This window comes from Blastococcus sp. KM273129 (assembly GCF_021698995.1).
In the GTDB taxonomy this organism is placed as follows: domain Bacteria; phylum Actinomycetota; class Actinomycetes; order Mycobacteriales; family Geodermatophilaceae; genus Blastococcus.
The window spans coordinates 16,960-30,585 of record NZ_SSXB01000024.1 but is presented as its reverse complement, the minus strand read 5'-3'; the positions used below and the strand labels follow the sequence as shown (position 1 = coordinate 30,585).

Here is a 13,626-nt window from a genome sequence, read left to right as displayed (position 1 = left end):
GCGATCAGGGCAGCGTCGGTATCCAGTCGGCCACCGCGCGGCCGATCTCGTGCAGGGAGTCCTCCGGGACGAAGTGGCTGCCCGCGACGGTGACCTCGGTGAGCGCCGGCCAGGTGCGCACGAACTCCCGCTGCCGCCCGACCAGGATCGACCCCGGATCGGCGTCGATGAAGAGCTTGGGGACGTCGCTGCCGGCGAGCCACGCCCCGTAGCGCCCCACCACCTCGACGACCGCCGTCGGCTCCCCCTCGATCGGCAGCTGGCGGGGCCACTCGAGGGTCGGCCAGCGGTCCTCGCGCCGGGCGAACGGGGCCCGGTAGCGGTCGTGCGCCCCGGGGGTGAGGCCGCGGGCCACCGACGCGGGCAGCACGCGCTCGACGAAGACGTTCTTGTCCAGCACCGCGACCTCGCCGTCCGGGCCGCGCATGACCTGGAAGACGTTGCGCGCCGCCGCGGGCCAGTCGTCCCAGGTCACCGGGGCGACGATCGCCTCGGTGAACGCGATGCCCCGGACCCGGTCCTGGTGGCGTTCGGCCCAGTCGAAGCCCAGGCCCGACCCCCAGTCGTGCAGGACCAGCGTGACGCGGTCGCCGACGAAGACCCGGTCGAGGAACTCCTCCAGGTAGGCCGCGTGCGTGGCGAACGAGTAGGTGCCGGGACCGGCGTCGGGCAGCTTGTCCGACTCACCCATGCCGACGAGGTCGGGGGCGATGCAGCGGCCGAGGTGCTGCACGTGCGGGATGACGTTGCGCCAGAGGTAGGACGACGTCGGGTTGCCGTGCAGGAAGACGATCGACTCCCCGGTGCCGACGTCGACGTAGGCCATCTCGGCGTCCCCGACGGTGATCCGCGTGCGGGGGAACGGGTCCTCGGGCGAGACGTCGTCGGCCATGCCGCCGATCCTCACACCGCCCGGCGATCCCCGCCGGTCGCCGTCTCAGGCCGGCCGTGCGACCAGCACGCGGAACAGGTTGCGCAGCCGGTAGCCGCCGTCGCCGGTGCGGTGGGGCGCCAGGTGCTCGAGCAGGCTGTCCCGCACCGCCTCGGGCTCGGCCCGGCGCGCCGCCGAGCGGGCGACCGGCGTGGCCATGAGGGGCCCGAGCAGCTCGTCGGCGTCCGCGTAGCCGAACGGCACGACCACCTCGTCGAGCCGCTCGACCACCAGCCCCGCCCGTCCCGCCATCGCGCGCAGCCGCGCCGGCTCGCTCACCGCGGGCCCCCGGCCGGGCCGGCGCGGCGCCAGGGCCTCCTGCAGCACCCGCAGGTCGCACTCCCGGTCGCGGCCCCAGACGGTCGCGACGACGACACCGCCGGCCCGCCCGGCCCGGTGCAGCACCGCGACCGGGTCGGCCACGTGCATGAGCAGCTGGACGGCGGTGACGACGTCGAACGGCCCGGGCGGCGGGTCCTGCGCGTGCCGCACGAGGAACGTCCCGCCGGGGACGGCGGCGGCCGCCTCCGCGACGGCGTCCGGGTCGGTGTCGACGCCGGTCACCCGGGCACCGCGGTCGGCCGCGCGCCGCGCCAGCCCGCCCGCACCGCAGCCCAGGTCGAGCAGCCGGGTGCCGGCGGCCACCGCGGCGGCGTCCAGCACCGCCTCGTGCAGCACCGCGCCCCAGCCGTCCGCTCCCCCGCTCACCGGACCGACCATAGAGGCTTGACCCTGACGCGACGTCAGGCCGCACGCTCGTCGTCGTCACGGAGAGGAGGGATCCGGTGAACGTGGGAGAGGTGGCCGCGCTGGCCGGCGTCACGGTGCGCACGCTGCACCACTACGACCGGATCGGCCTGCTGCGGCCGTCCGGGCGGACGTCGGCCGGCTACCGGCGGTACGCGCCGGCCGACCTCGACCGGCTGCACCAGGTGCTGCTGTACCGCGAGCTCGGGTTCCCCCTCGAGGAGGTCGCGGCCCTGCTGGACGACCCGTCCGCCGACCCCGCCGAGCACCTGCGCCGGCAGCACCGGCTGCTGCGGGACCGGCTGGAGCGGACGCAGGCCATGGTCGCGGCCGTCGAGAAGGAGATGGAGGCACGGGACATGGGGATCGACCTGACCCCGGAGGAGCGGTTCGAGGTGTTCGGCGAGCACGACCCGGAGCGGTACGAGGCCGAGGTCCGGGAGCGCTGGGGCGAGACGGACGCCTACGCGGAGTCGAAGCGGAGGACCGCGGCGTACGCCAAGGAGGACTGGCTGCGCATCAAGGCCGAGGGGGAGGACCTCGAGGCCCGTTTCGCGGCCGCCCTGGCCGACGGCGCCCCGGCCGACTCGGAGCGGGCGATGGACCTCGCGGAGGAGCACCGGCAGCACATCGGCCGGAACTTCTACGACTGCCCGCCCGAGATGCACGCCGGCCTGGGCCGGATGTACGTCGAGGACGAGCGGTTCACCGCCCACTACGAGCGGATCGCGCCCGGCCTGGCGCGGTACGTGGGCACCGCCGTCGAGGCCAACGCCGCGCGCCAGGGCTGAGCGTGTGCGGTCAGGCCTTGGCCGCGGCCACCAGCGGCGCCTGGCGCCGGTAGAGGTCCTGCTCGACGCAGTCGACGAGGAACGCCGCCAGGTCGGCGCGGTCGATCCAGGTCGCCCGCGCCGACCGGTGGGCGTCGTGGTCGACCGCGCCGGTCGGGCTGCCCTCCTTGAGCCGCGGCGGCCGCACCAGGGTCCACTCCCGGTCGCTGGCCGCCCAGCGGGCGTGCTCGGCCGGCTTGTCCTGCACCACCTCGCCGCCCAGCTTCTGGATGAGCAGGGAGATGATTCGCGCGGTGGGGGACTTCCGGTCGCCCGGCACGTCGATCCCGGCTCCGGAGACGCCGACGAAGCGCGCCACCCCGGTCCGTTGCATGACCGGGACCAGCGCCGCGGCGGTGTCCCGGTGCAGCGTGTGGTCGCCGCCCACCGGGCCCAGGGCGGAGACGACCGCATCCGCACCCGAGACCAGCTCGGTGAGCGCGACCTCGTCCCGGCTGCTGCCGGGGACGACGCGGACCCGCCCCGCCGTCTCCCCCAGCTTCGCCGGGTCGCGCACGAGCACGGTGACCTCGTGCCCGCGGCGGAGCAGTTCCTCGACCAGCGGGCGGCCGGTGCGCCCGGTGGCCCCCAGCACGGCGACCTTCACGACGACTCCTCCCGGGGGACGGTCTCCGGGCGGCGCCACGCCCCCGCCTCGCGCCGCACGGTCTCGAGCACCGGGCGCGGGTCGCGCCCGGTCACCTGCCGCACGTCACCGGTCAGGCCGGCGGCCAGCCCGAGCCGCGCGGTCGTGTAGATGCCGGCGGTCACCCACGCCATCCCGGCGCCCATCCCGAGCGCCGTGCGCGCGTGGCGGACGTACCGCAGCACGCCTGTCGGGCGGTAGGTGATGCGGCGGCCGAGGACCTCGGACAGCGCGTCCGCCACCTCGCCGTAGGTCAGCGCCTCCGGCCCGGTGACCGTCCACGCCCGCCCGCGGTGCGCCCGCGGCTCGGCGAGGACGGCGGCGACGACGTCGGCGACGTCCAGCGTGTCCACGAACGCCGTGCGCCCGTCCCCCGCCGGCAGGACCAGCTCGTCCCGGTCGCGGATGTCGGCGGCGTGGGTGGTCGACAGGTTCTGCGTGAAGAAGGACGGGCGCACGAACGTCCACGACATGCCGGAGCCGCGCAACCAGCGCTCCACGGTCGCGTGCGGGACGACGGGGATCCGCTCGGCGCCCTGCAGCGACAGGAAGACGACGTGGCCGACGCCGGCGTCCCGGGCCGCGGCCACCGCGGGCAGCAGGTCGCGCCGGACGTCCCCGAGCGCCGGCGGGCGGACCAGGAAGACCGTCTCGACGCCGGCGAAGGCGGCCGGCCACGTGGCCGGATCGGTGAAGTCGAAGCGGACGGCCTCGGCGCCGGGCCCGGCATGATCGGCGGGGCTGCGGTCCGCGCGGCGGACGGCGATCCCGCCGGCCACGAGGCGGTCGACGACGGGCCGGCCGACGTTGCCGGAGGCGCCGGTCACCAGGACGGTCATATGTGTACGGTACATGTGAAGGAGGGCGCCGTGTCCGATCTCGAACGCCTCGACCGGGCGCTGCTGCGGCTGCGGCGCGTCTGGGACGCCCCGGCGGGGATCGAGCACGAGGGGCGCACCGTGGAGGGCTCCACCCTGCTGGTGAGCCTGGCCGTCGAGGAGCACGGCCGGGCCGGCGCCGACGCCGGCGTCACCGAGGTCGCGGGCACGCTCGGCGTCACCCACTCGACGGCGAGCCGGCTGGTCGGCCGGGCCGTGGCGGCCGGCATGGTCGCGCGGCGGCCGCACACCGGGGATCCGCGGCGGGTGGCCCTGTCGCTCACCGCGGACGGGGAACGGCTGGTGGCGGCGTCGCGCGCCTTCCGCACCGCCCGGCTGCGCGGCGCGCTCGACTCCTGGCCGGAGGACGAGATCGGCACGCTGGCCGACCTGCTGACCCGCTTCGCCGAGGCGATGGCCCCCGCTCCGGGGGCGCGGGTCAGCCGCGGGTGACCAGCCCCTCGGAGACCAGCCAGTCCAGGGCGACGTCGGCGGGTTGCTCCCCGCCGACGTCGACGCGGCCGTTGAGCTCCACCATCACCTCGTCGGTGAGCCGCGGGGCGATCCGGGCGAACACGTCGGCGATCGCCGGGTTCTCCTCCAGGACGTCGGTCACCACCACCGGGGCCGCGTTGTAGGCGGGGAAGTAGCCGCGGTCGTCCTCCAGGACGGTGAGGTCCAGCGCCGCGATCCGGCCGTCGGTGGTGAAGACCTCGCCGAAGTTGCACGCCCCGTCGTCGGTCGCCGTGTAGACCGCACCGGTGTCCAGGACGCGGACGTTCTCCCGCGGCACGCCGTCCGGGTCGCCGAGCGGGATGCCGTACGCCTCGAGCATCGGCTCGAAGCCGTCACCGCGCGTGGCGAACTCCGACTCCACGCAGAACGTCCGCTGCTCCACCGGCAGCTCGGCGACGTCGGAGAGGCTGGCGACCCCACCGAGCTCCGGCACCGCCTCGGAGCGGACGGCGAAGGCGTACGTGTTGTTCAGCGGGGCCGGCGGCAGCCAGGTGAGCCCGTTGGCCGCATCGGCGTCGCGCACCGCCTCGTACTGCTCCTGCCGGTCGGGGATCCCCTCCGGCATCCCCAGGTAGTTCAGCCACCCGGTGCCGGTGTACTCCCACTGCACCTCGACCTCGCCGTCGAGCATCGCGGCCCGCGCCGGGGCGGCACCGGGGATGCCGCTGCGGTCGACGACGTCGAAGCCCGCCACCTGCAGGGCGATCACGGCGATCTTGCCCAGGAGCAGCGCCTCGGTGAAGTTCTTGGTGCCGACGACGACCTGCGCGCCCTCCTCCGCGACCGGCTCGATCGCGCCCGGCGCGGCCTCCGGGGTGAAGGTGTTGGCGCTCTCCAGGCCGCAGCCGGCCACCAGCGCGGTGGACAGGACGGCCGCGGCGGCGGCAGCGGGGGCGCGCATCACAGCCCCTTCGGCCGGGCGACGTGCTCGACGACCCTGCCCAGCCAGTCCACCGCCAGCGCGAGCAGCGCGACGAGCACCGCCCCGCTGATCAGCAGCGAGTCCAGCGAGAGGGTGATCCCGGTGTTGATCAGGACGCCCAGCCCGCCGCCGTCGATGAAGGTGGCCAGCGTGGCCGTCCCGACCAGCAGGACGAGGGCGGTGCGCACGCCGGCGAGCAGCACCGGCACGGCGAGCGGGAGCTCCACCCGCAGCAGCACCGCCAGCGCGCTCATCCCCATGCCGCGCCCCGCCTCGACCAGCCGTTCGTCGACCCCCTGGATGCCGACCATGGTGTTGCGCAGCACGGGCAGCGCCGCGTACACGACGAGCGCGACGACCGTCGTCCCGAAGCCGAAGCCCAGCCAGGTGGCCAGCAGGACGAACAGGCCGATCGCGGGGGCCGCCTGCCCGGTGTTGGCGATGCCGACGACCAGCGGGCTGAGCCGCCGCAGCGGGCGCCGGGTCAGCGCGATGCCCAGCGGCACCGCGATGAGCAGCACGATGACCGCGGCGACGACGGTCAGGGCCAGGTGCTCGCGGATGCTGTCGCCGAGCACGCCCCAGCCGAGCTGCCGGGCCTCGGTGTCGCTCAGGTCGGCGGTCAGCCGCCACACCAGGAAGGCGGCCACCCCGAGGACGACGAGCGCCGGCTGCAGCAGCAGCGCCCGCCAGCCACCGCCGCCCGCGGCGGAGGGGTCGGCGTGCCGCGCGGTCTCCTCGGCGGGGGCGGGTTCCGGTGCGCCGCCGGCGCGCACCTCGGGGGCGGCGGTCATCCGGCCGTCTCCGTGCGGGACCGCTGGATGGCGGCCATGACGGTCTCCACCGCCATCACCCCGGCGAGTCCGTCACGCCGTCCGGTCACCACGACGCCGCCCTGGCTGGCCGCGAGCATGGTGTCCAGCGCGTCGTTGAGCGTCGACCGCAGCCCGACGACCGGGAGCCGCTCGTCCACCGTGTGCGGCACCGTGGTCGTCCGGGTCAGCTCGGCCACCGTCGGCCAGCTGATCGGCCGCCCCCTCGAGTCCAGCACCACCACGAAGTCGTCGCCGGCGGCCTGCGCCGCGGCCACCGCCTCCGCGGACGGGGAGCCCGCGACCGCCGTCGTCACCTGCACGAGGTCGACGTCGCCGACCCGGGTCAGCGTGAGCTGCTTGAGGGTGGCGCCTGCGCCGACGAAGTCGGCGACGTAGTCCTCCGCCGGCTCGGCGAGGATCCGCTCCGGGGTGTCGTACTGGACCACCCGCGCCCCGACGTCGAAGACGACGATGCGGTCGCCCAGCTTCACCGCCTCGTCGAAGTCGTGGGTGACGAACACGATCGTCTTCCCCAGCTCCTCCTGGATGCGCAGCAGCTCGTCCTGCAGGCGCTGGCGGGTGACCGGGTCCACGGCGCCGAACGGCTCGTCCATCAGCAGCACCGGCGGGTCCGCGGCCAGGGCGCGGGCCACGCCGACCCGCTGCTGCTGCCCGCCGGAGAGCTCCCGCGGGTACCGGTCGCGGTAGACGGCCGGGTCCAGGCCGACCAGCTCGAGCAGCTCGTCGATCCGGGCGGCGGTGCGCTGCTTGTCCCACCTGAGCATCCGGGGGACCATCCCGACGTTCGTCGCGACGGTCATGTGCGGGAAGAGCCCGCCGGCCTGGATGACGTAGCCGATCCTCCGGCGCAGCTGGTCGGCGTCCTGGTCCGTGACGTCCTCGTCGCCCAGGTGGATGCGCCCGCTGGTCGGCTCGATGAGCCGGTTGAGCATCTTGAGCAGGGTGGTCTTCCCGCAGCCGGACGGCCCGACGAACATCACCGTCTCGCCGGCGGCGATCTCCAGGTCGACGTCGTCGACCGCCGGCCGGTCCTGCCCGGGGTAGCGCTTGGTGACGCCCTCCAGGCGGATCGGCACCCCGCTGATGCGCCGGTCGTCGCCCGCCGTCCCGGCGGCGGCTGCGGATGCGGTCTCAGGCACGGATCCCCCTGGGGGTGGTGAGCCGACCCACCAGCACGAGCAGCAGGTCGAGGACGAGCGCGAGCAGGACGATGGCGATCGTCCCGGTCAGCGCGGAGTTGAGGGCGTTCGCGCCACCCAGCCGGGAGAGGCCGGAGAAGATGAAGCCACCGAGCCCGGGCCCGAGCACGTAGGCCGCGATCGCGGCGATGCCCATGACCATCTGCGTGGCGACGCGGATGCCGGCCAGGATGACCGGCCAGGCCAGCGGCAGCTCCACCCGCAGCAGGGCGGCGGCGCGGGTCATGCCGATGCCCCGCGCGGACTCGACGGTGGCCCGGTCGACCCCCGCCAGCCCGACCACGGCGTTGCGCAGCACCGGCAGCGCCGCGTAGAAGGTCACCGCGATCACCGCGGGCGTGATGCCGAAGCCGAACGGCGCCAGGAGGATGCCCAGCAGCGCGAAGGCGGGGATGGTCAGGCCCACGGCGGACACCCCGTTGGCCAGGGCCGTCGCCGTGGGGTTGCGGTACACCAGGACCGCCAGCGCGACCCCGATCAGCGAGCCCAGCAGGACGCACTGCACGACGAGGCTGACGTGCTGGACCGCCTGGAAGGTGATGAGGTCGGCCCGCTCGGTCACGTACTCCCACATGGGCCGCACCTCCCCTGGCCCGCGTCGGGGCCGCGTCCTCGTCGTCCGGCAGTGCGAGCCGTCCCGCCGATCGGCGGGGCGGGCGATCTTCGGCGCTCCAGGCAGCCGGCGAGCCACGACACGCGGCCATCGACTCTCGCACAGCTCACCGGGGCCGGCGACCCGCCGCCCATGACGGTTCCGTGACATCGCGCGGCGGGGCCGCCGCCGGCGTCCCCACCCCGGGGAGGGGACGCCGGGAGGGGAGCGCATCCTGGCGGGGTGGGACAGGTGGTCGCGCGGCTGCAGCAGCCGTGGGTGCAGCGAGCGGTCCGGGCAGCGCTGGCAGCGGGCCTGGCGTGGCAGGTGGCCCTGCTGCTGCCCGGGAGCCTCTCCGACTACGCCTACTACGCCCCGCTCGGCGCGGTGATCGCCGTCAGCCCGACCGTCGCGGACTCCGCGTCGGCGGCGTGGCGGAGCCTGCTGGCCATCCTGCTCGGCTTCGCGCTCGCCGTCGGGGTGTACGAGCTCACCCGGGCGGTGCCCAATGCGCTGAGCATCGCGCTGATCGTGCTGCTGGCGATCGTCGTCGAGCAGTGGCGGGTCCTGAGGGAGCAGGCGAGCTGGGTCAGCTTCGCGGCCGTCCTGATGCTCACGGTGGGCACGGCCGACCCCGCCGACTACGCGGTCCGCTACGCCGGGCTGACCTTCCTGGGGGCGGCGATCGGCGTCCTGGTGACCACCGTGCTCTTCCCGCCGCTGCAGCTCACCACGGCGGTCCAGCGGATCCAGGCGGCCCGGGCGCTGATCGCCGACCACCTGGGCACCATGGCAGCCGCCCTGCGCAGCGGCCGGGTACCGGCGCCCGACGAGTGGGACGCCCGCGGGACCGAGCTCGACCGGGCGCTGGAGCGGATGCGGCACGCGGAGCTGGTGGTCGAGCGCGCGCGGCGGGCCAACCCGCGGGCGCGGAAGTGGCACGGGACCGCCGCCAGCATCCGGGAGCAGTCCCGGGCCCTGGACCGCGTCGCCGTCCTCATCGACGACCTCACCACGCTGGTCGTCGAGTTCCAGCCGCACCGCCGCGGGCTGGACCGCGTCGACGACGGGACCGGCTGGGTGCTGGCCGACGCCCTCGACGGCCTGGCCGGCGTCGTCCGCACCCCGTACCACGCCGCGGGCGCCGGGCCGGACGAGCGCGACCGGGCCGTCGACGGCGCGCTCGCCGCGGCCGGGCGGCTCACGGCGCTGGTGCGCGACTCCGCCATCGGTGACGACCAGGGCTTCTTCGCCCTCGGGGCGGTGGCCGTCGGCCTCCGGCGCAGCCTGGCGACGCTCGGTGCGCACCAGCGGCAGGAGGTGGCCTGAGGGGTCAGACGCGGACCAGCAGCTCCCCGTGCAGCATGCCGAGCCAGCCGTCGTCCGCGGCGGCCCAGCGCAGCCATGCGTCCGCGATCCCCCGCAGCTCCCCCGGCGTCGCCAGGCCGTACGCGACCGCCTGCTCGGCGAACGCCGACGCCGTCGCCCGCCCCGCCCACGAGCGGCCCCACCACTCCCGCTCCGCCGGGGTGGCGAAGCACCAGGACGACGTCGTCGCCGTGACGTCGCGCAGGCCCGCCGCGTGGGCCCAGGACAGCAGCCGCCGCCCGGCGTCGGGCTCGGCGTGGTTGCGGCGGGCCACCTGCCGGTAGAGCGACAGCCAGCGGTCCAGCCCGTCGTCGGCGGGGAACCAGGTGGTCGCCGCGTAGTCGACGTCGCGGACGGCGACCAGCCCGCCCGGCCGGCACACCCGCGCCATCTCCCGCAGCGCGGCCACCGGGTCGGTGAGGTGCTGCAGCACCTGGTGGGCGTGGACGACGTCGAACGAGGCGTCGGGCAGGTCGAGGGCGTGGACGTCGCCGACCGCGAAGGTGACCGCGACCCCGGCCCGGTCGGCGGCGGCCCGCGCCTCGTCGAGGGGGTCGGCGGAGAGGTCCAGGCCCAGCACCCGGCCGGGCGCCACCCGTGCGGCCAGGTCGACGGTGATCGTGCCCGGCCCGCAGCCGACGTCGAGCAGGTCGAGGCCGGGGCGCAGCGCGGGCAGGAGGTGCGCGGCGGAGTTCCCGGCGGTGCGCCACCGGTGCGACTGCAGGACCGGCTCGGCGTGCCCGTGCGTGTAGGTGTCCACGGCCGCAGTGTTCTCCTCCGTCTCGCAGAGTGGAACCAGCGTCTCACTGCACGAGATACGCCTGCCCTCCCTCGGCGCAGCACGTCCTCGCCCAGCGCCCACGGTGAGGGAGGGCGCGCCTGACCGGGGGACCTGGTCGTCGCGGCGGGTCAGGCCTCGGCGAGCACCTGCTCGGCCACCGGCACCGCGCGCTCCCTGTCTGCGGGCACCAGGCCGATGCGGGTGCGGCGGTCGAGCAGGTCGGCCACGGTGCGCGCCCCCTCGTGGCGGACGGCGAACCGCAGCTCCCCCACCGTCTCCGGCCGTCCCGCGACCACCAGCGCCGGCCCCAGCGCCTCGACCGCCGGCGCCTCGGTGCCGTACCGGGCCACCAGCCGCGGCGGCGCGACCAGCCGGTCCAGCGCCACCCGCGGCGCGGCCCCGACCAGCGCCAGCCGCGCGGTGACCGACCGCGCAGCGCCCCGGCCGAGCCGCGCCACGACGGCGTCGACGGCCTCCTCGGCCATGGCGCGGTAGGTGGTGAGCTTCCCGCCGACCACGGAGAGGACCGGTCCGTCCCACGCCAGGAGGTGCCGGCGGGAGAGGTCTGCGGTCGCGCTGCCGGGGGTCGCCGCCGCGGGCAGCACCAGCGGCCGGTAGCCCGCGTAGGCGCCCACCACGTCGCCAGGGGTCAGCGGCTCGGCGAGCACCCGGTTCACGGTGCCCAGCAGCTGCGCCACCTCGGCCTCGGACGGCGTCGCGTCGTCGTCGGGAACCGGCCCCTCGACCGGCTCGTCGGTCAGCCCCAGGTAGACCAGCCCATCGGCCTGCGGCAGCGCGAACACGTACCGCGAGCGCGAGCCGGGCAGCGGCACGGTCAGCGCCGCCGAGGGTGACCCCAGCCGCACGCCCGGCACCACGAGGTGCGAGCCGCGGGAGGGCACCAGCCGGAGGCCGGGCGCGAGCCGCTGCGCCCAGACCCCGGCCGCGTTGACCACCGCCCCCGCCCGCACGGTGACCGGCCCCTCGTCGGTGGCCACGTGCACGTCCGCGCCGTCGACGGCGGTGACCGCGGCGCCGGTGAGCACGCGGGCGCCGTGCGCGGCCGCCGTCCGGACCAGGGCGACGACGAGGCGCGCGTCGTCGACCAGCTGCCCGTCCCAGAAGACGACGCCACCGCCGCCGGGCCGCACCCCCGCGACCAGCCGGCCCACGTCGGCGGCGCCCACCCGCCGGGTCGGGGGCAGCGACCGCCGCCCACCGGGCACCGAGAACCGCACCGCGTCACCCAGCCGCCCGCCCAGCTCGGCGAGGGCGGTGACGTCGCGGCCGGCGGCGTCGGGGACGAGGAAGGGCAGCGGGCGCACCAGGTGCGGCGCCGTCGCCCCCATGAGGACGGCGCGCTCGCGGGCGCTCTCCCGCGCCAGGCCGAGCTCCCCGTGGGCCAGGTAGCGCAGCCCGCCGTGCACCAGCTTCGAGGACCACCGGCTGGTGCCCGCCGCGAGGTCGGCCCGCTCGCACAGCAGCACCGAGAGCCCGCGGGACGCCGCGTCCAGCGCCACCCCGGCGCCGGTGACGCCGGCGCCGACCACGACCACGTCGACGGCCGCCCCGGCGACGGCGGCGAGGTCACGGGCCCGGCGGGCGGGCGACAGGGAACCGATCACCCGGTCCTCCACCGCTGCGGCACCGGCAGACTGTAGCCGTGCCCGAGCAGCCGGAACTGACGATCCAGGGCTGGGGCCCGCGCCCCGCCACCCCCGGGGACGAGGGGCCCGACGGCGTCCTGACCAAGGCCGCGCGCCGCCACCTCACCCGCGAGCTGGGCTGGGAACCGCGGGCCACGCCCCCCGCGCCGGTGGACGGGATCCGGCTGGCGCCCTGCCGGCTGCCCGAGGAGGACCGCGCCGCGCTGGCCGGCCTGCTCGGCGAGGACCACGTGCGCACCGACCGCGGGTCGCGGCTGCGCCGGGCCGGGGGCAAGAGCTACCTGGACCTGCTGCGCCGGCGGGAGGGCGACGCCTCCGACGCCCCCGACGCCGTGGCGCTGCCCGGCACGACCGAGGAGACGGCCGCGCTGCTGGCGATGTGCAGCGAGCGCGGCATCGTCGTCGTGCCGTTCGGCGGGGGCACCAGCGTCGTCGGCGGGCTGGCCGGCGTCGACCCCGACGACCGGCCGGTGCTGGCGGTCGACCTGACCCGCATGGCCTCGGTGCAGGCGCTGGACGTGCACTCGTCGCTGGTCACCGTCGGGCCGGGCATGCGCGGGCCGGCCCTCGAGCGGGCGCTGGCCCGCGAGGGGCTCACCCTCGGCCACCTGCCGCAGAGCTGGGAGTTCGCCACGCTCGGCGGGTACGCCGCGACCCGCTCGGCCGGCCAGTCCTCCACCGGCGTCGGCCGGTTCGACGAGCTGGTCGCCGGCTTGATCCTGGCCACGCCGTCGGGGGTCCTCGAGCTCGGCCACCCGCCGGCGTCGGCCGCGGGGCCCGACCTGCTGGGCCTCGCGCTGGGCTCGGAGGGGACGCTCGGGGTGATCACCGAGCTGACGCTGCGGGTGCGCCCTAAGCCCTCGGCCAGCGCCTACGAGGGCTGGTCCTTCCGCACCTGGGCGGACGGGCTGGCCGCGCTCCAGCAGCTCGCCCGGCACGACCTGCTGCCCGACGTCGTCCGGCTCTCCGACGCCGACGAGACGCGGGCCAACCTGCTCATGGCGGCCGGGGCCGGAGCGAAGGCGCTGCGCGGCAGCCTGCGGGCCCGGGGGCGCGCCGAGGGCTGCATGCTGGTCGTGGGCTGGGAGGGCGTGCCCGACCTGGTCCGCGCCCGGGTGCGGGCCGCGTCGTCGCTGCTGCGTGACGGCGGCGCCGTCCGGCTGGGCCGGCGGGTGGGCGACTCCTGGCGCCGGCACCGGTTCGAGGCGCCCTACCTGCGCGACCGGCTCATGGACGGCGGCCTGCTGGTCGAGACGCTGGAGACCGCGGCCACCTGGACGGCGCTGCCCACCGTGTACGACACCACCCGCCGGGCGCTGCGGGAGTCGCTGGCCCGCGGCGGGCACCGGCCGCTGGTGATGGCGCACGTCTCGCACGGGTACGCCACCGGCGCCTCGCTCTACTTCACCGTGCTCGCCGACCGGGACGACGCCCTGCCCATCCAGCAGTGGCTCTCCGCGAAGCGCGCCGCCACCGACGCGCTGCTGGCCGCGGGCGGCACGCTCACCCACCACCACGCCGTCGGCGCCGACCACCGGCCGTGGCTGGAGCGGGAGGTGGGCTCGCTGGGCGTCGAGGTGCTGCGGGCGGTCAAGCAGCGGCTGGACCCCCACGGCATCTGCAACCCCGGCGTCCTGCTCCCCGACTGATCGGCCATGGTGATCAGGTGACCTGATCGTCTGCGGTCCTGGCTCACCACCGGTGGTGAGCTAG

Annotated in this window: 14 protein-coding genes; 4 read left to right on the top strand and 10 right to left on the bottom strand. The window is 76.3% G+C overall.

What is annotated here, in order from left to right; genetic code table 11:
* Positions 1-4: 4 nt before the first annotated feature.
* Together E9565_RS09435 and E9565_RS09430 are read right to left on the bottom strand one after the other, a co-directional pair.
* Positions 5-892 carry a haloalkane dehalogenase gene (locus tag E9565_RS09435; RefSeq protein ID WP_236834784.1) on the bottom strand — a complete coding sequence of 296 codons (888 nt, stop codon included), beginning with the start codon at positions 890-892 and terminating at the stop codon, positions 5-7.
* A gap of 45 nt (positions 893-937) precedes the next feature.
* Positions 938-1,639, bottom strand: a complete 702-nt coding sequence (locus E9565_RS09430) for a class I SAM-dependent methyltransferase (protein ID WP_236826366.1) — start codon at positions 1,637-1,639, stop codon at positions 938-940.
* Between the two features lie 77 nt (positions 1,640-1,716).
* Here E9565_RS09430 and E9565_RS23175 point away from each other — a divergent pair, with 77 nt between their 5' ends.
* Entirely contained in the window at positions 1,717-2,469 is a 753-nt protein-coding gene (locus E9565_RS23175; RefSeq protein ID WP_236834782.1) for a MerR family transcriptional regulator, read from the top strand.
* A 10-nt stretch (positions 2,470-2,479) separates the two neighbouring features.
* Here E9565_RS23175 and E9565_RS09420 read toward each other — a convergent pair whose 3' ends face one another.
* On the bottom strand, positions 2,480-3,115 hold the full coding sequence (locus E9565_RS09420; protein ID WP_236834780.1) for an NAD(P)-dependent oxidoreductase: 636 nt from the start codon (positions 3,113-3,115) through the stop codon (positions 2,480-2,482).
* The gene (locus tag E9565_RS09415) at positions 3,112-3,993 is read right to left on the bottom strand and encodes an NmrA family NAD(P)-binding protein (RefSeq protein ID WP_236834778.1); all 882 of its coding nucleotides are present in this window, start codon (positions 3,991-3,993) and stop codon (positions 3,112-3,114) included. The genes E9565_RS09420 and E9565_RS09415 overlap by 4 nt, the downstream gene beginning before the upstream one ends.
* 30 nt (positions 3,994-4,023) lie before the next feature.
* On the opposite strand from E9565_RS09415, the gene E9565_RS09410 reads away from it, so the two are divergent.
* On the top strand, positions 4,024-4,485 hold the full coding sequence (locus E9565_RS09410) for a MarR family winged helix-turn-helix transcriptional regulator (protein WP_236826362.1): 462 nt from the start codon (positions 4,024-4,026) through the stop codon (positions 4,483-4,485).
* Here E9565_RS09410 and E9565_RS09405 read toward each other — a convergent pair.
* The 4 genes from E9565_RS09405 to E9565_RS09390 are packed head-to-tail and all read right to left on the bottom strand — an operon-like array spanning position 4,472 to position 8,079.
* Positions 4,472-5,449, bottom strand: coding sequence for a glycine betaine ABC transporter substrate-binding protein (locus E9565_RS09405; RefSeq protein ID WP_236826361.1), 978 nt, complete (start codon positions 5,447-5,449; stop codon positions 4,472-4,474). The genes E9565_RS09410 and E9565_RS09405 overlap by 14 nt on opposite strands.
* Positions 5,449-6,264 (bottom strand): ABC transporter permease, encoded by an 816-nt coding sequence (locus E9565_RS09400; RefSeq protein WP_236826360.1) that lies wholly within the window; start codon positions 6,262-6,264, stop codon positions 5,449-5,451. Before E9565_RS09400 ends, E9565_RS09405 begins: the two co-directional genes overlap by 1 nt.
* Entirely contained in the window at positions 6,261-7,445 is a 1,185-nt protein-coding gene (locus E9565_RS09395) for an ABC transporter ATP-binding protein (RefSeq protein ID WP_236826359.1), read from the bottom strand. Before E9565_RS09395 ends, E9565_RS09400 begins: the two co-directional genes overlap by 4 nt.
* Positions 7,438-8,079 (bottom strand): ABC transporter permease, encoded by a 642-nt coding sequence (locus tag E9565_RS09390; protein WP_236826387.1) that lies wholly within the window; start codon positions 8,077-8,079, stop codon positions 7,438-7,440. Before E9565_RS09390 ends, E9565_RS09395 begins: the two co-directional genes overlap by 8 nt.
* Before the next feature lie 261 nt (positions 8,080-8,340).
* On the opposite strand from E9565_RS09390, the gene E9565_RS09385 reads away from it, so the two are divergent.
* A complete protein-coding gene (locus E9565_RS09385) occupies positions 8,341-9,426 on the top strand; it encodes an aromatic acid exporter family protein (protein WP_236826358.1) in 1,086 nt (361 codons plus the stop codon).
* Positions 9,427-9,430: 4 nt separating this feature from the next.
* Here the strand turns inward: E9565_RS09385 and E9565_RS09380 are convergent, their stop codons facing one another.
* Together E9565_RS09380 and E9565_RS09375 are read right to left on the bottom strand one after the other, a co-directional pair.
* Positions 9,431-10,225 carry a methyltransferase domain-containing protein gene (locus E9565_RS09380; protein WP_236834776.1) on the bottom strand — a complete coding sequence of 265 codons (795 nt, stop codon included), beginning with the start codon at positions 10,223-10,225 and terminating at the stop codon, positions 9,431-9,433.
* Between the two features lie 149 nt (positions 10,226-10,374).
* Positions 10,375-11,871, bottom strand: coding sequence for a glycerol-3-phosphate dehydrogenase/oxidase (locus E9565_RS09375; RefSeq protein ID WP_236834774.1), 1,497 nt, complete (start codon positions 11,869-11,871; stop codon positions 10,375-10,377).
* A 38-nt stretch (positions 11,872-11,909) separates the two neighbouring features.
* On the opposite strand from E9565_RS09375, the gene E9565_RS09370 reads away from it, so the two are divergent.
* Positions 11,910-13,562 (top strand): FAD-binding oxidoreductase, encoded by a 1,653-nt coding sequence (locus E9565_RS09370; RefSeq protein ID WP_236834772.1) that lies wholly within the window; start codon positions 11,910-11,912, stop codon positions 13,560-13,562.
* The last annotated feature ends 64 nt before the right edge of the window (positions 13,563-13,626 follow it).